General features: G+C 59.0%; 24 protein-coding genes. 16 read left to right on the plus strand and 8 right to left on the minus strand.

The genetic code is table 11. The features are described 5' to 3' along the window. Positions 1 to 7: 7 nt before the first annotated feature. The 3 genes from ytfT to ACP4QI_RS02060 all read left to right on the plus strand — a co-directional run bounded on the left by ytfT (position 8) and on the right by ACP4QI_RS02060 (position 3,683). Positions 8 to 1,033, plus strand: coding sequence for a galactofuranose ABC transporter, ATP-binding protein YtfT (gene ytfT, locus ACP4QI_RS02050; protein WP_142487994.1), 1,026 nt, complete (start codon positions 8 to 10; stop codon positions 1,031 to 1,033). Then, positions 1,020 to 2,021: a galactofuranose ABC transporter, permease protein YjfF gene (gene yjfF / locus ACP4QI_RS02055; RefSeq protein WP_156262770.1), complete on the plus strand. Its 1,002-nt coding sequence runs from the start codon at positions 1,020 to 1,022 to the stop codon at positions 2,019 to 2,021. Before ytfT ends, yjfF begins: the two co-directional genes overlap by 14 nt. Before the next feature lie 93 nt (positions 2,022 to 2,114). Further along, positions 2,115 to 3,683, plus strand: a complete 1,569-nt coding sequence (locus tag ACP4QI_RS02060; protein WP_142487996.1) for a methyl-accepting chemotaxis protein — start codon at positions 2,115 to 2,117, stop codon at positions 3,681 to 3,683. On the opposite strand, the gene ACP4QI_RS02065 is transcribed toward ACP4QI_RS02060, so the two are convergent. Then, the gene (locus tag ACP4QI_RS02065) at positions 3,658 to 4,011 is read right to left on the minus strand and encodes a LysR family transcriptional regulator (RefSeq protein ID WP_426495444.1); all 354 of its coding nucleotides are present in this window, start codon (positions 4,009 to 4,011) and stop codon (positions 3,658 to 3,660) included. The two genes, ACP4QI_RS02060 and ACP4QI_RS02065, sit on opposite strands and share 26 nt — an antisense overlap. Positions 4,012 to 4,214: 203 nt before the next feature. Next, a complete protein-coding gene (gene fbp / locus ACP4QI_RS02070) occupies positions 4,215 to 5,213 on the minus strand; it encodes a class 1 fructose-bisphosphatase (RefSeq protein ID WP_032616238.1) in 999 nt (332 codons plus the stop codon). Between the two features lie 179 nt (positions 5,214 to 5,392). Here fbp and mpl point away from each other — a divergent pair, with 179 nt between their 5' ends. Beyond that, positions 5,393 to 6,766 (plus strand): UDP-N-acetylmuramate:L-alanyl-gamma-D-glutamyl-meso-diaminopimelate ligase, encoded by a 1,374-nt coding sequence (gene mpl, locus ACP4QI_RS02075; protein WP_142487998.1) that lies wholly within the window; start codon positions 5,393 to 5,395, stop codon positions 6,764 to 6,766. A 105-nt stretch (positions 6,767 to 6,871) separates the two neighbouring features. Here mpl and yjgA read toward each other — a convergent pair whose 3' ends face one another. Then, positions 6,872 to 7,423 (minus strand): ribosome biogenesis factor YjgA, encoded by a 552-nt coding sequence (yjgA, locus tag ACP4QI_RS02080; protein ID WP_142487999.1) that lies wholly within the window; start codon positions 7,421 to 7,423, stop codon positions 6,872 to 6,874. Positions 7,424 to 7,518: 95 nt separating this feature from the next. Between yjgA and pmbA the strand changes: the two genes are divergently transcribed. Beyond that, positions 7,519 to 8,871: a metalloprotease PmbA gene (pmbA, locus tag ACP4QI_RS02085; protein ID WP_142488000.1), complete on the plus strand. Its 1,353-nt coding sequence runs from the start codon at positions 7,519 to 7,521 to the stop codon at positions 8,869 to 8,871. A gap of 159 nt (positions 8,872 to 9,030) precedes the next feature. Continuing rightward, entirely contained in the window at positions 9,031 to 9,414 is a 384-nt protein-coding gene (cybC, locus tag ACP4QI_RS02090; protein ID WP_142488001.1) for a cytochrome b562, read from the plus strand. Positions 9,415 to 9,484: 70 nt separating this feature from the next. Here cybC and ACP4QI_RS02095 read toward each other — a convergent pair whose 3' ends face one another. Next, positions 9,485 to 9,640: a Hok/Gef family protein gene (locus ACP4QI_RS02095; protein WP_142488002.1), complete on the minus strand. Its 156-nt coding sequence runs from the start codon at positions 9,638 to 9,640 to the stop codon at positions 9,485 to 9,487. Between the two features lie 419 nt (positions 9,641 to 10,059). On the opposite strand from ACP4QI_RS02095, the gene ACP4QI_RS02100 reads away from it, so the two are divergent. Genes ACP4QI_RS02100 through ACP4QI_RS02145 form a run of 10 tightly spaced genes read left to right on the plus strand, consistent with a single transcriptional unit; the run spans position 10,060 to position 18,667 of the window. Beyond that, entirely contained in the window at positions 10,060 to 10,398 is a 339-nt protein-coding gene (locus ACP4QI_RS02100) for a glycine dehydrogenase (RefSeq protein WP_106994092.1), read from the plus strand. 10 nt (positions 10,399 to 10,408) lie between these two features. After that, positions 10,409 to 10,771 (plus strand): SFCGS family glycine-rich protein, encoded by a 363-nt coding sequence (locus ACP4QI_RS02105; protein ID WP_002437459.1) that lies wholly within the window; start codon positions 10,409 to 10,411, stop codon positions 10,769 to 10,771. 2 nt (positions 10,772 to 10,773) lie between these two features. Next, positions 10,774 to 11,073: a DUF4312 family protein gene (locus tag ACP4QI_RS02110; protein ID WP_006810338.1), complete on the plus strand. Its 300-nt coding sequence runs from the start codon at positions 10,774 to 10,776 to the stop codon at positions 11,071 to 11,073. Between the two features lie 22 nt (positions 11,074 to 11,095). Continuing rightward, complete coding sequence (locus tag ACP4QI_RS02115; RefSeq protein WP_142488004.1) at positions 11,096 to 11,872, plus strand: DUF4311 domain-containing protein; 777 nt, start codon at positions 11,096 to 11,098, stop codon at positions 11,870 to 11,872. 13 nt (positions 11,873 to 11,885) lie between these two features. Continuing rightward, positions 11,886 to 12,527, plus strand: coding sequence for a DUF4310 family protein (locus ACP4QI_RS02120; protein WP_142488005.1), 642 nt, complete (start codon positions 11,886 to 11,888; stop codon positions 12,525 to 12,527). A 42-nt stretch (positions 12,528 to 12,569) separates the two neighbouring features. Further along, positions 12,570 to 13,703 (plus strand): amidohydrolase/deacetylase family metallohydrolase, encoded by a 1,134-nt coding sequence (locus ACP4QI_RS02125; protein WP_426495445.1) that lies wholly within the window; start codon positions 12,570 to 12,572, stop codon positions 13,701 to 13,703. Continuing rightward, positions 13,687 to 14,805, plus strand: coding sequence for a DgaE family pyridoxal phosphate-dependent ammonia lyase (locus tag ACP4QI_RS02130; protein ID WP_285127523.1), 1,119 nt, complete (start codon positions 13,687 to 13,689; stop codon positions 14,803 to 14,805). Before ACP4QI_RS02125 ends, ACP4QI_RS02130 begins: the two co-directional genes overlap by 17 nt. Further along, positions 14,802 to 15,542 (plus strand): 2-dehydro-3-deoxy-phosphogluconate aldolase, encoded by a 741-nt coding sequence (dagF, locus tag ACP4QI_RS02135; protein WP_156262776.1) that lies wholly within the window; start codon positions 14,802 to 14,804, stop codon positions 15,540 to 15,542. Before ACP4QI_RS02130 ends, dagF begins: the two co-directional genes overlap by 4 nt. Positions 15,543 to 15,600: 58 nt before the next feature. Beyond that, entirely contained in the window at positions 15,601 to 16,737 is a 1,137-nt protein-coding gene (locus ACP4QI_RS02140) for a lactonase family protein (RefSeq protein ID WP_426495446.1), read from the plus strand. A 19-nt stretch (positions 16,738 to 16,756) separates the two neighbouring features. After that, entirely contained in the window at positions 16,757 to 18,667 is a 1,911-nt protein-coding gene (locus tag ACP4QI_RS02145) for a BglG family transcription antiterminator (RefSeq protein WP_426495447.1), read from the plus strand. Positions 18,668 to 18,669: 2 nt separating this feature from the next. On the opposite strand, the gene nrdG is transcribed toward ACP4QI_RS02145, so the two are convergent. From nrdG to treB, 4 genes are all read right to left on the minus strand, one after another. Beyond that, on the minus strand, positions 18,670 to 19,134 hold the full coding sequence (nrdG, locus tag ACP4QI_RS02150; protein WP_142488011.1) for an anaerobic ribonucleoside-triphosphate reductase-activating protein: 465 nt from the start codon (positions 19,132 to 19,134) through the stop codon (positions 18,670 to 18,672). Between the two features lie 106 nt (positions 19,135 to 19,240). Beyond that, complete coding sequence (gene nrdD, locus ACP4QI_RS02155; RefSeq protein WP_426495448.1) at positions 19,241 to 21,379, minus strand: anaerobic ribonucleoside-triphosphate reductase; 2,139 nt, start codon at positions 21,377 to 21,379, stop codon at positions 19,241 to 19,243. A gap of 373 nt (positions 21,380 to 21,752) precedes the next feature. After that, the gene (gene treC, locus ACP4QI_RS02160; RefSeq protein ID WP_426495449.1) at positions 21,753 to 23,408 is read right to left on the minus strand and encodes an alpha,alpha-phosphotrehalase; all 1,656 of its coding nucleotides are present in this window, start codon (positions 23,406 to 23,408) and stop codon (positions 21,753 to 21,755) included. 48 nt (positions 23,409 to 23,456) lie between these two features. Beyond that, entirely contained in the window at positions 23,457 to 24,875 is a 1,419-nt protein-coding gene (gene treB, locus ACP4QI_RS02165; protein WP_185902406.1) for a PTS trehalose transporter subunit IIBC, read from the minus strand. Positions 24,876 to 24,892: the final 17 nt, after the last annotated feature.

Raw genomic sequence — 24,892 nt, forward strand, 5'->3', positions numbered from 1 at the left:
GTACATCGTGATGTCACGTTCACTCTCTCAGACCGGCGAGCCGAAGCGCCGCTTCCGCTGGCCCACCGGTATGCCGCAAATCATTGCGCTGCTGCTGGTGCTGCTGGTGGATAGCCTCGTTTCACCGCATTTTTATCAGATTATCCTTCAGGATGGCCGCCTGTTCGGCAGCCCGATTGATATTTTAAACCGCGCCGCGCCGGTGGCTCTGCTGGCGATTGGTATGACCCTGGTGATCGCTACCGGCGGTATCGACCTGTCGGTCGGGGCGGTGATGGCTATCGCGGGTGCCACGGCAGCCTCGATGACCGTAGCCGGACACAGCCTGCCGGTGGTACTGCTGGTGACGCTGGGTACCGGTGTGCTGGCAGGGTTGTGGAACGGCATCCTGGTGGCGATCCTCAAAATACAGCCCTTCGTCGCCACCCTGATTTTAATGGTGGCCGGACGCGGGGTGGCGCAGCTGATCACCTCCGGGCAGATCGTCACCTTCAACGCCCCCAATCTGGCATGGATCGGCAGCGGCTCGCTGCTGTTCTTCCCGACGCCGGTGATCATCGTGGTGGTGACGCTGATTGCCTTCTGGCTGTTCACCCGCAAAACCGCCCTCGGGATGTTTATTGAAGCGGTGGGGATTAACATTCGCGCGGCGAAAAACGCCGGGGTCAGTACCCGCCTGATGGTGATGCTGACCTACGTCTTAAGCGGGGTGTGCGCCGCCATTGCCGGGATTATCGTCGCGGCGGATATTCGCGGGGCGGATGCCAACAACGCCGGCCTGTGGCTGGAGCTGGATGCGATCCTTGCGGTGGTGATCGGCGGCGGGTCGCTGATGGGCGGACGCTTTAACCTGCTGCTGTCGGTGATTGGCGCGCTGATTATCCAGGGGATGAACACCGGGATCCTGCTGTCCGGTTTCCCGCCGGAGCTCAATCAGGTAGTGAAAGCGGTAGTGGTGCTCTGCGTGCTGATCGTCCAGTCGCCGCGCTTTATCAGTCTAATTAAGGGGATGCGTGGCCATGATAAAACGTAATTTACCGTTAATGATCACCCTGGGCGTGTTCGTGCTGGGCTATCTCTACTGTCTGACGCAATTCCCCGGTTTTGCCTCGACGCGGGTGATCTGCAACATCCTGACCGATAACGCCTTCCTCGGGATCATCGCCGTCGGTATGACCTTCGTGATCCTCTCCGGCGGGATCGATCTCTCCGTGGGGTCGGTGATCGCCTTTACCGGCGTCTTCCTGGCGAAAGCGATCGGCTACTGGGGTATCTCTCCACTGCTGGCCTTCCCGCTGGTGCTGGCGATGGGCTGCGCCTTCGGGGCCTTTATGGGGTTGCTGATCGACGCCCTGAAGATCCCGGCATTCATTATCACCCTCGCCGGGATGTTCTTCCTGCGCGGGGTCAGCTATCTGGTGTCCGAGGAGTCAATCCCGATCAACCATCCGGTCTACGACACCCTCTCCAGCCTGGCGTGGAAAATTCCCGGCGGCGGGCGTCTGAGCATTCTCGGGCTGGTGATGCTGGGGGTGGTGGTGATTGGCATTTTCCTCGCCCACCGCACCCGCTTCGGCAATGAGGTGTATGCCATCGGCGGCAGCGCGACCTCTGCCAACCTGATGGGGATCTCCACCCGCAGCACCACCATTCGTATCTATATGCTCTCAACCGGGCTGGCGACGCTGGCGGGGATCGTCTTCTCCATCTATACCCAGGCGGGCTATGCCCTCGCGGGAGTGGGCGTGGAGCTGGACGCCATTGCCTCGGTGGTGATTGGCGGCACGCTGCTCAGCGGCGGGGTCGGTACGGTGCTGGGTACGCTGTTCGGGGTGGCGATCCAGGGGCTGATCCAGACCTATATCAACTTCGACGGCACCCTCAGCTCGTGGTGGACCAAGATTGCGATTGGCATCCTGCTGTTCATCTTTATCGCCCTGCAGCGTGGGCTGACGGTGCTGTGGGAGAACCGCCAGAGCTCGCCTGTAACACGGGTTAGTACAACAACTACAAACCAGTAACATACTGAATTTACTGTAAGTCTAAATCTTTTCCGGTAGCGGCCGATAACCTTTAATTCTGTCCAGATTTATCTCGCTACCGGAAATAACATCATGCTTAAAACGCTATCGATTCGTACCGGCTTGCTTTCGTTACTGGCCGTCATGACCCTCCTGCTGCTGCTCGTCAGCGGTATTGGCATTTATGCCCTCACGCAGAGTTCCGCTTCACTGCAGCGCATTAATCATCTTCAGGGCGAGCAGCTGGTGCAGCTCAATTCGGGCTATACCCTGATCCTGCGCGCGCGCAACGAGGCGGGGCAGGCCGTGCGCATGATGGAGGTGGGCCTGCTGGATGATGCCGCCAAATCGGTGAAGAACATCAATGACGAAATCACTCAGGCACAAACCACGCTGAAAAACGTGATCGATGGCGGGGTAAAGGATCCCGAAGGCGAGCAACTGCTGAAGAAGGTTGCGGCAAGCCTTGCGGCCTATAACGCCCAGGGGATCGTGCCGATGCAGAACGCGCTGAAAGAGCAGAGCGCCGATGCCTATTACGATCTGCTGGAGAACCACCTGGTGCCGGTGGCGCGTCAGTTCGATAACGACATGCAGGCTTTCCAGGCCTGGAGCGACAGCCGCGGTAAAGCCGAAGTGGCGGCGGTGCAGGCCAGCAAAGAGCGGGTGATGCTGCTGATTATCGTCGCCGCGCTGCTGACCGCGGGCATCATTGTGCTGGCCTGGCTGGCCCTGCGTCATATGCTGCTGAAGCCGCTCTCCACCTCTATCGCCCAGCTTGAGCACGTGGCGGCCGGCGATCTGACCCACGCCCTCAGCGCACCCGCCAGCCAGGAGTTTAACCGCCTGAATGCCGCCATCGAAGAGATGCGCCAGTCGCTGATGGGCTCGGTACTGCGCGTGCGCGATGCCAGTTCGCAGATCGATACCGGCAGCCGGGAGCTGACTGCCGGCAACATGCACCTGGCCCAGCGTACGGAGTCGACCGCTACCTCGCTGGAGCAGACCGCGGCCAGCATGGAAGAACTCACCGCCACGGTGAAACAGAACGCCCACAACGCCGAGCAGGCACACCAGGTGGCGAAGACGATGTCTGATACTGCCGATCGCGGCAGCGAAATGGTGTGCTACGTGATTGAGAAGATGCGCGACATCTCCGGCAGCGCCGACCGCATCGCCGATATTCTTAGCGTCATCGACGGCATAGCCTTCCAGACCAATATCCTGGCGCTGAACGCCTCGGTAGAAGCGGCCCGCGCGGGTGAGCAGGGTCGTGGTTTTGCGGTGGTGGCCGGTGAAGTGCGTATCCTTGCCAGCCGCAGCGCCGATGCGGCAAAAGAGATCCGCACCCTGATTAGCGATTCGCAGTCACACGTCAGTGAAGGCAGCGATCTGGCCCAGCAGGCGGGTGAAACCATGGATGAGATCGCCACCGAAGTGATGCGCATGACCCGCCTGATGCGTGAGATTGCCAACGCGTCGCACGAGCAGAGCCGGGGTATTGAGCAGGTGAATATTGCGGTCAATCAGATGGACGAAACCGCGCAACAAAACGCGGCTCTGGTCCAGCAGTCTTCCGCCGCGACGCGCTCGCTGGAAGAGCAATCACGCGAGCTTATCGAGGCGATGTCGTCGTTTAAACTGTCGACGCAACAGGCATAGCCTCATCGCGTTCCGGCGCCGCTGGCGTCGGGATGCTCTCTCCGGCGGACGGCGCGCTGGCGATATGGTCGTGGATCAAGCCCAGTAGCTTTTCCATCTCGGCGGTCAGATGCAGCGCATAGGGCGTTGGCTCAAGAAACAGGCCTTTGCGGGTAAACAGCGGCTCATTAAACAGCATCCCAAAGCGTTTCAGCGCCAGGCTCACGGCGGGTCTGGACATATCAAGACGTAAAGAGGCTTTGGCCATGCTCCCGCACCTGACGACTTCAATAAATACCGGAATCAGATTGAGGTCGATACCAGTGGATGAGCGAGAGAGATTTTTCATTTCTGCTGATTTCCGTTGAACACTATTTGAACGCCGTAATGATGACGGATTGAGTCGGTGGGTTACAGCAGCATTTTTATATAGTGTTATACCGACAAAGGTATAAATCCCTGGAAAAACAAAAGGGGCCGCCCGGCCCCTTTTGGTCAAACATACCGACAATAAAAAGGGGCCGTATGGCCCCTTTTGATCAAACGAATAAATCAGGCATCCGGGTATTCACGGATTAAGCGTTCGACGTCTTCCACCATATGATCGTTGCCGACGAAGAACGAACGGCGCTGGTGCAGACTCTCAGGAATGATATCCATAATCCGCTCTTTACCGTCGCTGGCTTTACCGCCCGCCTGCTCGGCGAGGAAGGCCATCGGGTTGCACTCGTACAGCAGACGCAGCTTGCCTTCCGGGTGGCTGGCGGTGCTTGGATAGAGGTAGATCCCGCCTTTCAGCAGGTTGCGGTGGAAATCTGCCACCAGGGAGCCGATATAGCGCGAAGTGTAAGGACGCTGGGTCGCTTTATCCTCTTCCTGGCAGAATTTGATGTATTTCTTCACGCCCGCCGGGAATTTAATGTAGTTCCCTTCGTTGATGGAGTAGGTGCTGCCTTTCTGCGGATAGCGCATGCGCTCCTGGCACAGGCAGAACACACCCAGTGAAGGATCGTAGGTAAAGGCATGCACGCCGCAGCCGGTGGTGTAGACCAGCATGGTGGAGGAGCCGTAAACCACATAGCCCGCCGCGACCTGCTTGTTGCCCGGCTGCAGGAAATCTTCTTCGGTTACCGGGGTGCCGACAGGGGTGACGCGGCGGTAAATGGAGAAAATCGTGCCGACAGAGACGTTAACGTCGATGTTGGAGGAGCCATCCAGCGGATCCATCAGAACGACATATTTTGCATGTTCACACCCTTCAAAGACGACGATTTCGTCTTCTTCTTCCGAGGCGATCCCCGCAACGATGTCGCGTGCGCGCAGTGCAGCTTTCAGTTTTTCGTTCGCGAACAGATCGAGTTTCTGTTGAACTTCGCCCTGCACGTTTTCAGCACCGCTGGCACCCAGGATATCGACCAGACCGGCCTTGTTGATATCGCGATGGATGATCTTGGCGCCCAGCTTTATTGCCGACAACAAAGCAGTGAGCTCACCGGTAGCATGCGAGAACTCGTGCTGCTTTTCGACAATAAATTCACCTAACGTTTTCATAACACCTTCCCTGCATTGGATGTTGAGTAAAGTTGTTGATGCCCAACAATCTTAACAAACTTTCAAATCTTCGCGCAGAGGTGAATCGCGCCAGCTGAGTACAGATTTTCCTGAAATGCGTTTCTCTGCTGCTGACATATGCGTAAAATGTGCGCCACATTGAAGAAGGATAGTGACGTATGCGCATTCATATATTGGGGATTTGTGGCACTTTCATGGGCGGCCTGGCTATGCTGGCGCGCGCTCTTGGCCATGAGGTGACAGGTTCGGACGCCAATGTGTATCCGCCGATGAGCACGCTGCTGGAAAACCAGGGCATCTCACTTATTGAGGGTTACGACGCCAGCCAGCTCGATCCGCAGCCGGATCTGGTGATCATCGGTAACGCCATGACCCGTGGCAACCCCTGCGTAGAAGCCGTGCTGGAAAAGAATATTCCCTACATGTCGGGCCCGCAGTGGCTGCACGACTTTGTGCTGCGCGATCGCTGGGTTGTGGCCGTTGCCGGTACTCATGGCAAAACCACCACCGCCGGGATGGCGACCTGGATCCTTGAGGCCTGCGGCTACAAGCCGGGCTTCGTGATCGGTGGCGTACCGGGGAATTTCGAGGTTTCTGCCCGCCTGGGCGACAGTCCGTTCTTTGTCATTGAGGCGGATGAATATGACTGCGCCTTCTTTGACAAGCGCTCTAAATTTGTCCACTACTGCCCACGGACGCTGATCCTCAATAACCTTGAGTTCGATCACGCGGACATCTTTGACGACCTGAAAGCGATTCAGAAGCAGTTCCACCACCTGGTGCGCATCGTGCCGGGTCAGGGACGTATTATCCTGCCGGAAAACGACATCAACCTGAAGCAGACCCTGGCGATGGGATGCTGGAGCGAGCAGGAGCTGGTGGGCGAGCAGGGCCACTGGCAGGCGAAAAAGCTCACCAACGATGCCTCCCAGTGGGAAGTTCTGCTGGATGGCGAAAAAGTTGGGGAAGTGCACTGGGCGCTGGTGGGAGAACACAACATGCATAACGGCCTGATGGCGATTGCCGCGGCCCGTCATGTGGGCGTGCTGCCTGCCGATGCGGCTCATGCGCTGGGATCGTTTATCAACGCCCGTCGCCGCCTGGAACTGCGCGGCGAAGCGAATGGCGTGACGGTGTATGACGATTTTGCCCATCACCCGACGGCGATCCTTGCGACGCTGGCGGCGCTGCGCGGCAAAGTGGGCGGCACGGCACGCATTCTGGCCGTCCTGGAACCGCGCTCCAACACCATGAAAATGGGCGTCTGCAAAGATGACCTGGCCCCGTCTTTAGGCCGTGCCGATGAAGTCTTCCTCCTGCAGCCGCAGCATATTCCCTGGCAGGTAGCGGAAGTGGCTGAAGCCTGTATCCAGCCTGCGCACTGGAGTGCCGATGTGGATACGTTAGCGGAGATGGTGGTGAAGACCGCGCAGCCGGGGGATCACATTCTGGTGATGAGCAACGGCGGGTTTGGTGGCATCCATCAGAAGCTGCTGGACGGTCTGGCGAAGAAAGCGGAAGTCGCAGAGTAATAAAAAAGCCCGGTGGCGCTAACGCTTACCGGGCCTGCAATTCGCACGTTTTTGTTTGCCGGATAAGGCGTTTACGCCGCCATCCGGCAAACAGCATGCACGATATTAACCTTCGGCTTCTGCCAGTTCGCGCAGATACTGGAAGATCAGACGCGCAGACTTCGGCGGCTTATTCCCTTCTTTCTCTTTCTTCGCATTACGGATAAGCGTTCGCAGCTGCTGGCGATCGGCGTCCGGCCACAGGTTCAGTACCTCCGCCAGGGCGTCATCGCCATTATCAATCAAGCGATCGCGGATCTGCTCCAGCTTATGGAACAGGGCAACCTGCTGGTTGTGGCGGTTTTTCAGCTTGTCCAGCGCCTGGCGAATGGGTTCTACATCGCGCTGGCGCAGCATTTTACCAATCAACTGAAGCTGGCGACGGCGGCCCTCTTTCTTGATGCGTTGTGCCAGTTCGATGGCGGCACGCAGATCGGGGTCGAGCGGGATTTTATCCAGCGCGTTTTTGCCCAGCTCTACCATTTCCGCACCAAGCTGTTTTAACTCTTCGGCGTCGCGTTTAATTTCACTTTTACTGACCCAGATGATCTCATCATCTTCGTCTTCGATGTCATCACCGGGAACGTCGTCGAGCCAGTCTTCGGGCTGCTTAGTCATGTCAGGCTCCTTAAAAAAAGAGGCTAATCTTACCAGTTTAGGCGCGTACTGAGAAACGGTTCTCTGATAGACTTCAGCTAACTACACCTTACATTATGGCATTTACGATGAAAGTGATCTCACAAGTTGCAGCGCAGCGTAAAGCACTGGAAGAGGCCGTCTCCATGGCTCTGGAGCTGGCGTCAGCGAAATCCGACGGGGCAGAAGTCGCCGTCAGTAAAACCACTGGTCTGAGCGTCAGCACCCGCTATGGCGAGGTGGAAACCGTTGAATTTAATAGCGATGGCGCGTTAGGGATTACTGTTTATCACCAGAACCGTAAAGGCAGTGCCTCCTCCACCGACCTTAGCCCGGACGCCATAGCGCGTACCGTGCAGGCGGCGCTGGATATCGCCGCCTACACCTCGCCGGATCCTTACGCAGGCGTCGCAGACCGCGAATTGCTGGCTTTTGAGGCCCCGGATCTGGATCTGTTCCACCCGGCAGAAGTGACCCCTGACGAAGCCATTGAGTTCGCGGCTCGTGCGGAACAAGCCTCCCTTAACGCCGATAAGCGCATCACCAACACCGAAGGCGGCAGCTTTAACAGCCACTACGGCATCAAAGTTTTTGGCAACAGCCACGGTATGCTGCAGGGCTACAGCTCCACCCGTCACTCGCTCTCCAGCTGCGTCATCGCCGAAGAGAATGGCGACATGGAGCGCGATTACGCCTACACCATTGGCCGCGCGCTGGGCGATCTTCAGTCGCCGGAGTGGGTTGGGATGGAGTGCGCAAAACGCACATTGTCCCGCCTCGCTCCACGAAAACTGTCTACCATGAAAGCACCGGTGATCTTTGCCAATGAAGTGGCGACCGGGCTGTTCGGGCATCTGGTGGGCGCCATTGCCGGTGGGGCGGTATACCGTAAGTCGACCTTCCTGCTCGACGCGCTGGGCACGCAGATCCTGCCAGAATGGCTGACCATTGAAGAGCATCCGCACCTGCTGAAAGGGCTGGCCTCCACGCCGTTCGACAGCGAAGGCGTGCGCACGGAGCGTCGCGATATCATCAAAGACGGTATCCTGACCCAGTGGCTGCTGACCAGCTACTCCGCGCGCAAACTGGGGCTGCAAAGCACCGGCCATGCGGGCGGCATCCACAACTGGCGGATCCCTGGCCGCGGCCTGAGCTTTGAGCAGATGTTGAAAGAGATGGGCACCGGGCTGGTAGTGACCGAGTTGATGGGCCAGGGCGTCAGCGGCGTCACCGGCGACTACTCGCGCGGGGCGTCCGGTTTCTGGGTCGAGAACGGTGAAATTCAGTATCCGGTGAGCGAAATTACCATCGCCGGCAACTTAAAGGATATGTGGCGCAATATCGTGACGGTGGGTAACGATATTGAAACCCGCAGCAATATCCAGTGCGGATCGGTGCTGTTACCGGAGATGAAGATCGCCGGTCAGTAATACCCGTCATACTTCACGGTGCAGATGCGTTGGCTGCGTGCGCTCACCCCGGTCACTTACTTATGTAAGCTCCCGGGGATTCACGCGCTTGCCGCCTTCCTGCAACGCGAATTATTTAGGGTATTAGTCTTTTTTTAATAATAAAAAAGGAAGTGAGCAATGCGTAAAAACCTGTTAGCCATCCTCGCAGCCTCAACGCTGGTATTGAGTTCGTCGGTGTTTGCCGACCTGGAAGACAATATGGACACCCTCAGCGAAAACCTGAAGGTGGTGCAGAAAACGGACAATGCGGCGGAGATGAAAGGCGCCCTGACCAAAATGCGCGCTGCTGCGGTAGATGCGCAAAAAGAGACCCCGCCGAAGCTGGAAGGCAAAGCGGAAGACAGCGCCGAGATGAAAGATTACCGTCACGGTCTGGAGACGCTGGTCGGGCAGATTGACGGCGCGCTGAAGCTGGCCAACGAAGGCAAAGTGAAAGAGGCGCAGGCGGCAGCCGACGGGTTTGTCACCACGCGCAATACTTATCACAAAAAATACCGTTAATGGGTGCCTGAGCCGCACGTCCTCTCCCCGTGTTGCGGAGGCGTACTAAACGCCTCCGCATGTTTGCTCCCTACGATCCGGAGCGACAGTCCATTTGCGCAATCACTTCAAGCGAACCGTTTCGAAAACGGATCTCGCACAGTGTCTTCCGCGTCACCAGCGTTAAGATGATTATTGTCAAAGAAATAATCATCAAAACCCCGATACTGGGATCTCTGCGTTTCATGGATGCCTCCTTGCTTTTTAAGCGGGTAAGGCAACGAACTTCACGTGTTCGGACGTGTCGTTTCGGGCCCCATCCCTGATTTTTTGTCAGGTGGGGCTTTCCACTTCCCGTCCCATGCAAGAGACGGTCAGTCTCAAGCACCCACGGCCACTCTACCCAATCCGCATAAGAAAACCTTATCCAGCTCACATTTCTACGAGTCTGCTCGTAAACTTTTTCACTTCCACAACCCGGCTTTACCCGCTCAGGAGCGTGATATTCATCACGTTAGACCAGCGAAAAATCATCATTCAGCGCAATTATGTGGCACAGATCACTGGCGCCGCTCTCCTTTCCACTTCGAAGTGGAAAACAACTCGCTACAAACCCATAACAGCGGGCGTTAGTTTTATCCCAGAGCCAATAACGGGGTAAGACGAGTGATTAACGGAACGGTAATAAACGACACTGGAGACCAGGCGGCGCAAACTGAACAGCTGGCCGACACCATGCTCAAGCAGACCTTCACGCTGCTTAGTCATCACCACATTATCCCCAATGCCGTTCAGGAGCAGATGCTGACCTCCCACGTTCGCGCCATGGCGCACCGGTCGGTGACCGGCGAGCCGCTGCCGGAGGTCGAGGCTGACCTGTTCGACGAAATTTCACCTGAATCAATGCGGCTTGCCCGCGAAGTCGTGGCGCAGTTTGGCAACCTTCCTGATGAAGAAGCCTGGCTGCTCTCCGTCCACTTTGAAGTCGCAAAAGACAACCTTTAAGGAGCACATCATGGAACAAATTACAGTCGTTATCGGCGATCGCCTGGGTAAAGGTCAGAAGGTTGCAGCAGGCGTTGAAAAAGCGGGTGGCCGCGCAGTGGTGGTACCAGGCGTGGCGGCGGACATGAAGCTGGGTGACGTGATGAAGGCGGAAAACGCCACCTTCGGCATCTCCTTCTGCGGCAGCGGCGGCGCGGGTGCCATCACCGCTCAGACCAAATATGGCTACAAAGCCAAGTACGGCATGCGTTCCGTGGAAGAGGGCGTTACCGCCATCAACGAAGGCTGCAACGTGCTGGGCTTTGGCTTTATGGATAAAGAAGAGCTGGGCGAGCGTCTGGTGCAGGCCTGGCAGAAGAAGCACGGCGCATAAGCATGAAAGAACAGTTCACCACCACGGTGAGAGTGAAAGGCAAGGGTGACGCCAAAGCGCGCGCCTTTGCCGACGCGCTGAACCACGTTCAGGCCGCGGTGATGAAAGCATCGCCGCATATCTTACTGCGTATTGAGCCACAGGATGTGCAGGTTGTTCAGGCGCAAGAAGCGGTGCGTAAAGAGGCGTTTCTGTTCTTCTTTTTGCGCCGGGAAAGACGCACCTACAGCGTGGAGCTGGACGTGACCGTCAACGTGACTGCCATCAATCTGGACCAGGTGGACTTTGTCACGCAACGCTGATTCTTACTAATAGGGCAGACTAATGTTCCTGATAATTTTAATAAAATCGCTCATCATCGGCGGCCTGGTTGGCGTCGGCGTGGGCGCCGGGGCTGCACGCATGTTTCATGCGCCTACCACACAGGGTATGGGCGCGTTTCGTACGTTGGGGGAGCTGAACTCCTGTGAGGGAGACCCAGCGTCTCACTTCTCCTTTGGGTTAGGCTTCTTCTTCAACGCCTGGGCTTCGTCGGTTGCGGCGGGCTCCTTCACCCAGGACGTTGACCACCGCATCATCCCGAACTGGGGTGCCGCGGCGCTGATGATCAAAAACCGCAACGTCGGCGAGACGCTGCACGATCCCCGCAAAATGGCGATCGCCTGCGGCGTGATCGGCATGATTGTCGTCACCTTCCTGAACCTCACCGCGTCGTCCGTTCCTGCTGCGCTTCAGGTGACCGCCGTGAAGGTGCTGGTACCTGCCGCTAACCTGCTGGTGAACACCGTAATGCCGGTGATCTTCTGGCTGGCGGCTATCGATGCGGGTAAAAAATCGGGCTTCTGGGCCACCGTCTTTGGCGGCGCGGCGCAGCTGATTATGGGTAACGCCGTACCGGGCCTGGTGCTGGGGATCCTGATCGGTAAAGGCGTGGAAGAGAGCGGCTGGAACCACGTCACCAAAGTGATGATGGTCGCCATCGTCGCGCTGTTCGTGCTGAGCGGCTTCTTCCGCGGCTTCGACATGAAGATGATTGAATCCTTCCATCTGACCGTGCCGAACTGGCTCGACATGATCCACAACTCGCTCAGCGGCAAGTAACAGGAGCCTCTAAATGGAACAGAATAAAGGTTTTTGGTATGCCGACTGGTCGTTCCCGATCTTCGTTGGCCTGCTCTCCTCCGGCGTGTTCGCCGGGACGCACATGTACTACCTCTACGGTATCGGCGCTTTTAACGAAGTGGCCTTCGTGGCGATGCTGAAAGCGGGTATCGATACCGGTGCCTACGGCGCGGTGGCGGCGTTCGGCGCCAGCTTCCTGTTTGCTCGTATTATCGAAGGCTCCCTGGTGGGGATCCTCGATATCGGCGGGGCGATCCAGACCGGGGTGGGCCTCGGCGTTCCGGCGCTCTTGCTGGGGGCGGGCATCATGTTCCCGGTGACCAACTTTATCGCCTCGCTGGCGACCGGCCTGATTATTGGTCTGGCGATTGGTTACATCATCATCCTGGCGCGCAAGTTCACCATCAATCAGAGCAACTCCACCTACGGGGCTGACGTGATGATGGGCGCGGGTAACGCCTCCGGCCGCTTCCTCGGGCCGTTGATTATCCTCAGCGCGATGACCGCGTCGATTCCTATCGGCATCGGTTCCCTGTTAGGCGCCCTGCTGTTCTACATCTGGCAGAAGCCGATTACCGGTGGCGCCATCCTCGGCGCGATGCTGTTGGGCTGGCTGTTCCCGGTCGCCCTTTAATACCCGCGGGCGCTCAGGCGCCCGCCTTATCAGGAGAACCCCATGTTTGATTTACTCCTGCGCCGCGCGCGCCTCACCGACGATACCCTGACCGATATCGCCATTCAGGACGGGAAGATCGCAGCGGTGGGCGACATCGCCGCGCCTGCCCAAAAAACGGTGGAGCTGAACGGCGAAGTGTTTGTCAGCGCAGGCTGGATTGACTCCCACGTCCACTGCTACCCGAACTCCCCGATTTACCACGACGAGCCGGACAGCGTGGGCATTGCCACCGGCGTCACCTCGGTAGTGGACGCCGGCAGCACCGGGGCGGATGACGTGGACGACTTCTACGCCATCACCCGTAAGGCCTCCACCGAGGTATTTGCCCTGCTGAACATCTCCCGCGTGGGGCTGATTGCCCAGAACGAACTGGCCAACATGGCCAACATCGACGCAGACGCGGTGAAGCAGGCGTTACAACGCCACCCGAATTTTATCGTCGGCCTGAAAGCGCGCATGAGCAGCAGCGTGGTCGGTGAGAACGGCATTACGCCGCTGGAGCGCGCCAAAACTATCCAGAAAGAGAACGGCGATCTGCCGCTGATGGTACACATCGGCAACAACCCGCCGAATCTCGACGAAATCGCCGATCTGCTGAGTTCCGGCGACATCATCACCCACTGCTACAACGGCAAACCGAACCGCATTCTGACCCCCTCCGGGGAACTGCGCGCCTCCGTCACCAACGCCCTGAAGCGCGGCGTGCGTCTGGACGTCGGCCACGGCACCGCGAGCTTCAGCTTTGAGGTGGCGAAACGCGCCATCGCGATGGGCATTCTGCCGCACACCATCAGCTCGGACATCTACTGCCGCAACCGCATTAACGGCCCGGTAGGCTCGCTTTCGAGCGTGATGTCGAAGTTTCTCGCCATCGGCATGTCGCTGCCGCAGGTGATCGAGTGCGTGACCGCCAACGCCGCCGACGGCCTGCGCCTGGCCCATAAAGGCCGCATTCAGGCAGGTCTCGACGCCGACCTGACGCTGTTTACGATTAAACGCCAGCCAACCGTGCTGACGGATGCGGAAAACGACAGCCTGCAGGCTGAACACATTCTGGTGCCGCTTGCCGCGATCCGCGCGGGCAAGGGCTACATGACCGAACAAGGGAGCACGGAACATGCCTTCAATTTTTGAGAAATACAATTTAAAACAAGTGATTAACACCTCCGGGCGTATGACGGCGCTCGGCGTCTCAACCCCGCGCCCGGAAGTGGTGCAGGCGGCGATGGACGGCATGAACCAGTACTTCGAGATGAAGGATCTGGTCAACAAAACCGGTGAGTACATCGCGAAGCTGCTGGATGTGGAAGGGGCGACCGTCGTCTCCTGCGCCTCGGCGGGCATCGCCCAGTCGGTGGCGGCGGTGCTGGTGAAAGAGAGCGACTGGCTGCTGGAGAACCTGCACGTCACCCCGATTGAGAACAACGAGATTGTCCTGCCGAAAGGCCACAACGTTAACTTTGGCGCCCCGGTGGGCACCATGGTGGCGCTGGGCGGCGGCAGGCTGGTGGAAGCCGGTTACGCCAACGAATGCTCCGCCGATCAGCTGGCGGCAGCGATCACCCCGCGCACTGCGGCAATCCTCTATATCAAATCCCACCACTGCGTGCAGAAGAGCATGCTCAGCGTGGAGCAGGCGGCAGTGGTGGCGCGTAAACACGACCTGCCGCTGATCGTCGACGCGGCGGCAGAAGAAGATCTGCACGCTTACTACCGCTCCGGCGCGGACCTGGTGATCTACAGCGGCGCGAAGGCCATCGAAGGGCCAACCAGCGGCCTGGTGATCGGCAGAACCCAGTACGTCGAGTGGGTCAAGCGTCAGACGGCAGGCATTGGCCGCGCCATGAAGGTGGGTAAAGAGGGCATTCTGGGCCTGACCTGCGCCATCGAACACTACCTGACGGCAGCCAAAGAGAGTGGGGCCGAGATGGTGGCGAAGATGACGCCGTTTATCGACGCGCTCAACACCCTGAACGGCGTCACCGCGCGCGTGGTCTGGGACAGCGCGGGTCGCGATATCGCCCGCACCGAGATTAAGTTCGACGAAGCCACTACCGGCGTCGGCACCGGCGACCTGGTGCATGCCCTGAAGCAGGGCGAATACGCTATCTACTTCCGTGGCTACAAAGCTAACGAAGGGATTATCGAAGCCGACGTGCGCAGCGTCAGCGCAGACCAACTGAATATCGTCTATCGCCGCATCAGCGAAGTATTAGGCCAGGAGAAAAAGGCATGAAACTGACCCCCAATTTTTACCGCGACCGCGTGTGTCTGAACGTGCTGGCCGGATCCAAAGCCAACGCCAGCGCCATCTATGAAGCGGCAGAAGGCCATGTGCTGGTGGGCGTGCTCTCCAAAAACTACCCGGACGTGGACAGCGCCGTGGCGGACATGCGCGAGTACGCCGCCCTGATCGATAACGCCCTCTCCGTGGGCCTGGGGGCGGGGGATCCGAACCAGTCGGCGATGGTGAGCGAAATCTCCCGCCAGGTGCAGCCGCAGCACGTCAACCAGGTCTTCACCGGCGTGGCCACCAGCCGCGCGCTGCTGGGGCAGAGCGAGTCCGTGGTTAACGGCCTGGTCTCCCCGACCGGCACCGTCGGGATGGTGAAAATCTCCACCGGCCCGCTGAGCAGCGCGGCACCGGACGGCATCGTGCCGGTGGAAACGGCGATTGCCCTGCTGAAGGATTTCGGCGGCAGCTCGATCAAATACTTCCCGATGGGCGGTCTGAAGTGCCGTGACGAATACAAAGCGGTGGCGGAAGCCTGCGCCCGTCACGACTTCTGGCTGGAGCCGACCGGGGGAATCGATCTGGAGAACTATGAAGCGATCCTGCAGATCGCTCTGGATGCGGGCGTGAGCAAGATCATTCCGCATATCTACAGCTCGATCATCGACAAAGCCAGCGGCGACACGCGCCCGGAAGATGTGCGTACGCTGCTGGAAATGACGAAGAAGCTGGTGAAGTAAAACTATCCCTCACCCTAACCCTCTCCACAGGGAGAGGGAATAACGATCAGGAGCCACCATGCACACCCGTAACCTGCTTGTCGCTTCACTCTCTCTACTTGCTACCGCCGCTGTCGCCCAGACGCAATATGCCTGGGTGGGGACCTACAATCCGAACGGTGAAGGGCTGTATCGCTTTACCCTCGACCCGCAATCCGGCGCGCTCGGCAACAAAACGCTGGTGAGCAAGCTGCCGAACGCCGCGCAGTTGGCCGCTTCACACGACGGCAAAACGATCTATCTGGCCAGCGAAGTGGAGCAGGGCGTGGTGCAGGCGCTGCGGGTGGGCGAAAACGGCGAGCTGAGTGAGCTGAATCAGGTGGCGTCCGGCGGTGCGGGCCCGGTGTATCTCTCCCTGACGCCAAACGGCCAGCACCTGCTGGTGGCCAACTACGTCAGCGGATCCATTGCGGTGCTGCCGATCAATGCAGACGGCAGCCTGGGTGATGCCACCGATAGACATCAGGATCGGGGCGAGCCGGGTGCCGCAAAACCCGAAGCGGCAGCCGAAGGCAGTTTTGCCATCAGCGATCACAACGGTCCCCATGCGCACATGATCGCCGCCGATCCGAGCGGGAAATTTGTCTTTTCCACCGATCTGGGGCTGGATCGCATCTATCAGTACCGTTTTGACGATCGAAGCGGCAAGCTGACCCCGAACGATCCGCCGTTTATCAGCGCCTCCTCGAAAGGCGCCGGGCCGCGCCACTTCGTCTTTACGCCAAAAGGCGATGCCCTGTGGCTGATTAACGAAGAGGCGTCTTCGCTCACCCATTATGCCATGCAGGCCAACGGCACGCTGAAAGAGGGCAGGACGATCTCTGCGCTGCCGGAAGGGTATAAAGGCACCAGTTTTGCCGCCGGGCTGGCACTCAGTGCCGATGGAAAGCAGCTGTATGTCGCTAACCGTTTGCATAACAGCATCGGGCACTTTACCGTAACGGCGGATGGCACGCTGACGCATCGGGACGATGTCTGGACGCGTGGCGATTACCCGCGCACCCTGACGCTGGATAAACAGGGACGCTGGCTGTACGTCATGAACCAGCGCAGCGATAACATCACCCGTTTCCGCGTGGCGCAGGACGGCAAGCTGAGCTTCGAGCCAGACTATACCCCGGTCGGCAGCCCATCCCAGATGGTCATTTCACCTTAAGCAGTAAGAGGACAACCCCGTGCGATTTCCCAACCAACGTTTAGCGCAACTGTTTGAAATGTTGCAGAACGAGACGCTGCCTCAGGACGAACTGGCGCAACGGTTGTCGGTATCCACGCGTACCGTCCGGGCTGACATTACCGCGCTCAACGCGCTGCTGGCGGGGAACGGGGCGCAGTTTATCCTCAGCCGCGGGAACGGCTATCAGCTGAAAATTGACGATCAGGCCCGCTACCAGCAGCTGCAGGATTCCCACCCGCGGATGCTGCGGATCCCACGCACCGGCCCGGAGCGGGTGCACTACCTGGTGGTGCGCTTTCTCACTTCGGCGTTCTCCCTCAAGCTGGAGGATCTGGCCAACGAGTGGTTTGTCAGCCGCGCCACGCTGCAAAGCGATATGGCGGAGGTGCGCGAGTGGTTTCACCGCTATCGCCTGACGCTGGAGACCCGCCCGCGCCACGGCATGAAGCTGTTTGGCAGCGAGATGGCGATCCGCGCCTGCCTGACCGATCTGCTGTGGCAGCTGGCGCAGCAGGACAACCTCAATCCGCTGGTCACCGAAGTGGCGCTGAATGCCGGCGTGCCGGAACAGCTCGCCGCCGTGCTGCATGAGACCTTCACCCGCCACCATATTCGCCTCACCGACGAAGGCGAGCTGTTTTTACGCCTCTACGGCGCGGTGACGGTGCGGCGCATCAGCGAAGGCTATCCGCTGCCAGAATTTAACGCCGAAGAGGTGGCTGAGAACGTGCGCGATGCCGCGCGGGACATCGCCAGCGCCATCGCCCGGCTGGCGGATAAGACCCTTTCGCCTGCGGAAGAGACCTGGCTGGGGGTGCATATCGCCGCCCGCCAGGTGCAGGAGATCTCCCCCAGCGCCATCAACGCCGATGATGAAGAGGCGCTGGTGAACTACATCCTGCGCTATATCAACACCCACTTTAACTACAACCTGCTCGACGACACTCAGCTGCATGCGGATCTGCTGACCCACATAAAAACCATGATCACCCGCGTGCGCTACCAGATCATGATCCCCAATCCGCTGCTGGATAACATCAAGCAGCACTACCCGATGGCGTGGGACATGACCCTTGCGGCGGTCTCCAGCTGGGGAAAATACACCCCCTATGTGATCAGCGAAAACGAGATCGGTTTCCTGGTGCTGCACATCGGCGTCGGTCTGGAGCGCCATTACAATATTGGCTATCAGCGCCAGCCGCGGGTGATGCTGGTCTGCGACGCGGGCAACGCGATGGTGCGAATGATCGAGGCGGTATTGCAGCGTAAATACCCGCAAATCGAGGTGACGCGCACCCTGACCCTGCGGGAGTACGAGCAGTGCGAAAGCATCAGCGAAGATTTCGTGATTTCCACCGCGCGGATCGCGGAAAAAGCCAAGCCGGTGGTGCTGATCGCCCCGTTCCCGACCGACTATCAGCTGGAGCAGATCGGCAAGCTGGTGCTGGTGGACAGAACGCGCCCGTGGATGCTGGAGAAGTTCTTCGACGCCAGCCATTTCCGCGTCATCGATCGCCCCATCGACCAGCAGACGCTGTTCCGGGAGCTGTGCGACCAGCTGCAGGAGGAGGGATTTGTAGACGCGGAGTTTCTCGACTCGGTGGTGGAGCGCGAGGCCATCGTCAGCACCCTGCTCGGCGACGGTATCGCCCTGCCGCACTCCCTCGGATTGCTGGCGCAAAAAACCGTGGTCTATACCGTGCTGGCCCCGCAGGGCATCCAGTGGGGTGATGACACCGCGCACGTGATCTTCCTGCTGGCGATCAGTAAAAGCGAGTATGAGGAGGCGATGGCGATCTACGATATCTTCGTCACCTTCCTGCGCGAACGGGCGATGACCCGGCTGTGCGGCTGCCAAGACTTCGACGAGTTTAAAACCGTGGCGATGGAGTGTTTGAGCCGGTTTTGAGCTCAACGCAAATGATGCACCACCTGATTACTGCTGCCGCGCCAGATAAGCATCGGATCTTTCAGGTCCTGCACAAACTTGCCGTCGATCAGCACGTTGATCAGGTCCACTACCTGCATCTGGTCATCGTTTAATTCATCCAGCTTATAGCCGGTCCAGACCCAGATATCTTTGCCTGCGCACTCGGCGCGAATGCGCTGCACCAGCCGCAAAATATCCGGCACGTTCTGTGGATGCAGGGGATCGCCGCCGGAGAGGGAGATCCCCTGGCGTTTGATGCGTGTGTCGTTGAGATCGTCGATGATCCGCTGTTCCATATCAGCGGTGAACGGCATTCCGGAGTTCAGCCGCCAGGTGCTTTTGTTGTAGCAGCCGGGGCATTCGTGGATGCAGCCGGAGACAAACAGGGTGCAGCGGGTGCCGGGACCGTTGACGATGTCGACCGGGTAGTATTGATGGATGTTCATAGCGTGTAACCACGCCGGGTGGCGCTGCGCTTACCCGGCCTACAATGAGAGTGCGGTCCGTAGGCCCGGTAAGCGCAGCGCCACCGGGCATCAATGTGGCAGAGGATTAACCGATCTGCCCATTCCCCAGATGCTTCACGCGGCGCTTCACCTCTTCCTGCTTGCCGGCGTTGAACGGACGTGCATCCGGGCTGCCGAGGTAACCGCATACGCGGCGGGTCACGGAGACGCGGGCGGCATCGTGGTTACCGCATTTCGGGCAGGTGAAGCCTTTGCTGGTGCATTCGAACTCGCCGGTAAAGCCGCATTCGTAGCACTCGTCGATCGGCGTGTTGGTGCCGTAATAGGGCACGTGCTGATAGCTGTAATCCCACACGTCTTCCAGCGCCTTCAGGTTGTGCTGAATGTTCGGGTACTCGCCGTAACAGATAAAACCGCCGCTCGCCACCGGTGGGTAGGCCGCTTCAAAGTCGATCTTGTCATACGGGTTCACCTTCTTCTCCACGTCGAGGTGGAAGCTGTTGGTGTAGTAGCCCTTATCGGTGACACCCTCCACCACGCCAAACTCGGCGGTATCCAGGCGGCAGAAGCGGTCGCACAGGTTTTCGCTCGGGGTGCTGTAGAGGCTGAAGCCGTAGCCGGTTTCGTCTTTCCACTTATCTACCGCGCCGCGCAGATGCTGCACGATAGCGATACCTTTCGCCCGCAGGGCTTCGCTGTCATAGACGTGTTGGTCGCCAAACAGGGCGTTAATGGTTTCGTGGATCCCGATATAGCCCAGCGAAATAGACGCACGACCGTTTTTGAAGATCTCAGACACGTCATCGTCAGCCTTCAGGCGCACCCCGCAGGCCCCTTCCATATAGAGGATCGGCGCGACACGCGCTTTGACCCCTTCCAGGCGGGCGATACGGGTCATCAGCGCCTTACGCGCCAGCAGCAGGCGCTCGTCCAGCAGCGTCCAGAAGGTGGCCTCGTTGCCTTTGGCTTCCAGCGCGATGCGCGGCAGGTTCAGGCTGATCACGCCCAGGTTGTTGCGCCCGTCGTGGATCTGCTCGCCGTTTTCATCTTCGTACACGCCGAGGAAGCTGCGGCAACCCATCGGGGTTTTGAACGAGCCGGTGACTTTCACCACCTGGTCATAGTTCAGAATGTCCGGATACATGCGCTTGCTCGCGCACTCCAGCGCCAGCTGTTTGATGTCGTAGTTGGCATCGCCAAACTTGTGGTTCAGGCCATCGCGGATGGCGAACACCAGTTTCGGGAACACCGCGGTTTTACGGTTTTTGCCCAGACCGGAAATACGGTTGCGCAGAATGGACTGCTGGATCAGGCGTGATTCCCAGCTGGTGCCCAGACCAAAGCCGAAGGTGACGAACGGCGTCTGACCGTTGGCGGTGTGCAGGGTGTTCACTTCATATTCCAGCGACTGGAAGGCGTCGTAGCACTCTTTCTCGGTGCGGGAGCGGGCATAACCTTCCGCATCCGGGATCTGCCACTCTTCCGCCACCTGGCGATGCTTGGCATAGCTGGCGGCGACAAACGGGGCCAGCACTTCGTCGATGCGGTTGATGGTGGTGCCGCCGTAGATATGGCTGGCGACCTGGGCGATGATCTGCGCGGTCACCGCGGTGGCGGTGGAGATTGATTTCGGCGGCTCAATCTCGGCGTTGCCCATCTTGAAGCCCTGGGTCAGCATGCCTTTCAGGTCGATGAGCATGCAGTTGAACATCGGGAAGAACGGCGAGTAGTCGAGATCGTGATAGTGAATATCCCCGCGCTCGTGGGCCTGCACCACGTCGCGCGGCAGCAGGTGCTGACGGGCGTAGTGCTTGGCGACGATACCGGCCAGCAGGTCGCGCTGGGTGGGGATCACTTTGCTGTCTTTATTGGCGTTCTCGTTGAGCAGCGCAGAGTTGGTCTGCTCGACCAGGCCACGGATCTCCTGGTTCAGACGACCGCGTTTTTCACGTTCGATATCCCGATCGTGACGGTATTCAATATAGGCGCGCGCCAGCTGCTTATACGGGCCCGACATCAGCTGGTTTTCCACCGCGGTCTGGATCTCGTTGATGTCGACCTTGCTGCGGTCCTTCATCTGATTGCTGACGACTTCTGCGACGGTGGCGCAGTAATCTGCGTCATCGACTCCCGCTGCTTTAGCTGCACGCAGAATCGCTTCCTGGATGCGCTCTGATTTGAAAGGCACGTTACAGCCATCTCGTTTCATCACATGCGGTGTCATGACCACTCCTTTAGAAACAGGTTATCCACAGAGAAGAGGAAAGTGGGTTTTTGGCATAACAACAGTCAGCCCAGCCACTTCCCGGGTTACCAACACATGTTATCCACAATTCCGGCCAGCGTTGACGCCGTCTCATTGTTGAAATTGTAGACGTTAAATACAAGATGTTGGGTCGGCGTGCATTCTAAGCGCTACATATAGTGATTTGCATCAAACAAGTTTGCGATTTATTTGATTCAGAACAAGGTATCCAGGGAAGAGTACAGCGGGTGGGCGATTGAGGAATTGTAAAGACAACAGTTCAGTAATTGTATAATTAATAAACAAAATTAATCCGCATGCCGGGCAGCCCTCGAGCCGCCCGGCATGCCCGTTAAGACTGTAGCCACCATACCGCTTCAAACGGACGCAGGGTCATGGCGCCAGGCTGCGGCGAGACTTCAGGATAGTTGCTCATCACCACCTGCCAGTCGCCCTCAACCGCCTGCGGCTGCCACGGCTGGCACTCGCGGCTCAGGCTGGCGATCGCCATCAGCGTCTGGCCCTGCCACTGGCGGCGATAGCACCACAGGAACGGGTGATCCGGGAGCAGATCCTGATAATCCCCCCAGGTGAGCACCGGCAGGGTTTTACGCAGCTGGATCAACCTCTGGTAGGCGTAAAACACCGAGTCGGGATCGGCCAGCGCCGCCTCGACGTTGATCGTTTCCGCGTTATTACTCAGGGCGATCCACGGCTCGCCGGTGGTGAACCCGCCATTGGCTGAGGCATCCCACTGCATCGGCGTGCGGCTGTTATCGCGGGATTTGCTCGCGAGGATCGCCAGCAGCTCGTCGGCGTCCCGCCCCTGGGCGCGCAGCCCGGCGAACATGTTGTGGCTCTCCACGTCGCGGTAGTCGGTGATGCGGGTGAAGTGCGGGTTGGTCATGCCAATCTCTTCGCCCTGATAGACGTAAGGGGTGCCCTGCATCCCGTGCAGCACCATCGCCAGCATCTTCGCCGCCGGGACGCGATACTCTCCCTCATCGCCAAAGCGTGAGACGATGCGCGGCTGGTCGTGGTTACACCAGAACAGCGCGTTCCACGCCCGGTTGTGCATCCCCTGCTGCCAGTGGCTGAACAGGGCTTTCAGCGCCACGAAATCCGGTTTCGCCAGCGTCCACTTCTCGCCGTTGGGATAATCCACCTTCAGATGGTGGAAGTTAAAGGTCATCGACAGTTCCCGCCCGTCGAGCGCGGCGTACTGCTGGCAGTGCTCCAGGCGGGTGGAGGACATTTCGCCCACCGTCATCATGTTGCGCGGGGTAAAGACGTCCCGGCTCATCTCCTGCAGATAGTCGTGAATGCGCGGTCCGTCGGTATAGAAGCGGCGGCCATCGCCGATCGTATCGTCGGGGAAATCCTGGTCTTTCGATACCAGGTTAATCACGTCGAGACGCAGGCCGTCCACGCCGCGATCGGCCCAGAACTCGCACACTTTTTTCAGCTCGGCGCGCACCTGCGGGTTTTCCCAGTTGAGATCCGCCTGCTCCGGGGCAAACAGGTGCAGATAGTACTGCTCGCTTTCGGCATGCCAGCGCCAGGCGTTGCCGCCGAACTTGGAGCGCCAGTTGTTGGGCAGCTGCTCCGGGGTGCCGTCGCGCCAGATGTAGAACTCGCGGTACGGGCTCTCTTTATTGAGCGACTCGCGGAACCACGCGTGCTGGGTGGAGGTGTGGTTAAACACCATATCCAGTACGATGCGGATCCCGCGTTGATGGGCTGCGGCCACCAGCGCGTCGAAATCATCCAGCGTGCCGTAGGCCGGATCGATGCTGACGTAGTTTGCCACGTCGTAGCCGTTATCCACCTGCGGAGAGATATAGAACGGCGTCAGCCAGATAGCGTCGATGCCGAGGGTTTTGAGGTAGTCGAGACGCGAGGTCACGCCGCGCAAATCCCCGGTGCCGCGCCCGGTCGTATCCTGGAAGCTCTTGGGGTAGATCTGATAGATGACGCCGTTTTGCCACCAGTGAGGAAGGGTATTCATAGTGCGTTCCTGCAAATGCGAAGGGGCGCAACTGCGCCCCGAAAGAGATTAAACAATCTGCAACGCGCCCTGACGGAACTTGCGCTGATAGATAACGGTGGTCAGCAACATCGGGACGATAATCGCCACGGCCATCGCCAGGGAGAAGACCTGCCAGTAGCTCGTCTGGATAGAGAGGATGCCCGGCAGACCGCCGACGCCGATGCCGTTAGCCATCACGCCGTTCAGCCCGCACAGCAGGCCCGCCAGCCCGGAGCCGATCATCGCGCACAGCATCGGGAAGCGGTATTTCAGGTTGATGCCGTACATCGCCGGTTCGGTGACCCCGAGGTAGGCGGAGATCGCCGCCGGCACCGAGATTTCACGTTCGTTATGCTTACGGCTGACGATGATGATGCCGGTGACCGCCGAGGCCTGCGCAATGTTCGACAGGGCAATCAGCGGCCACACCGGGGTGCCGCCGAGGCTCTGGATCATCTGCATATCAATCGCCAGGGTGGTCTGATGCACGCCGGTGATCACCAGCGGGGCATACAGGAAGCCAAACAGCGCGGCGCCAATCGGGGCGAAGCTGCCGGTCATCAGGTGACGCACCGCATATGCCACGCCATCGCCAATCATGCGGCCGAACGGACCGATAAAGGCGTGGGCGAGGAACACCGCCAGGATCAGGGAGCAGACCGGCACCACCACCAGATAGAGGTAATCCGGCACCATGCGCTTCAGGCGGGTCTCGATCATCCCCAGCGCCAGACCGGCCAGCAGGGCCGGGATAACCTGCGCCTGATAGCCCACTTTGGCGATGGTAAAGAGGCCGAAGTTCCACACCTCAGGCACCTGCTGCCCAAGTAAGTAAGCGTTCATTAACTGTGGAGAGACCAGCGTCACGCCCAGCACGATACCCAGAATCGGCGTGCCGCCCATTTTGCGCACCGCCGACCAGCAGATCCCCACCGGCAGATAGAAGAAGATCGCCTCGCCAATCAGCCACAGGAAGTCATAGATGCTCTGCAGCGCCGGGTACATCTGGGCGAGGGTCTTGCCGTCGCTCATCGGCACATCGCCAATCAGGTTACGGAAGCCGAGGATCAGGCCCCCGCTGATCAGCGCCGGCAGCAGCGGGAAGAAAATCTCTGCGAAATGTGAAATGAGCTGTTCATGCCACTTCATGTTCTGGCGCGCGGCCTTTTTGGCCTGCTCTTTATCGGCCGACGAGTGGCCGGTGGTCGCCAGCAGCGCCTTGTAGTAATCGCCCACCTCGGTGCCAATCACCACCTGGAACTGCCCGGCGTTGGTGAAGCAGCCTTTCACCATCGACAGCTCTTCGATGGCTTTGGGGTTAGCTTTGGCCGGATCGTTTAACACAAAACGCAGGCGGGTAATGCAGTGGCTGACCGTGGCGATGTTGTCACGTCCGCCAACCAGCACGATCAGCTGGTCGATATCCGTTTGTTTTACTTTGCTCATCATGAAACCTCATGACA

This window comes from Leclercia sp. TB492 (assembly GCF_049974505.2).
GTDB classification, from domain to species: domain Bacteria; phylum Pseudomonadota; class Gammaproteobacteria; order Enterobacterales; family Enterobacteriaceae; genus Enterobacter; species Enterobacter adecarboxylatus_C.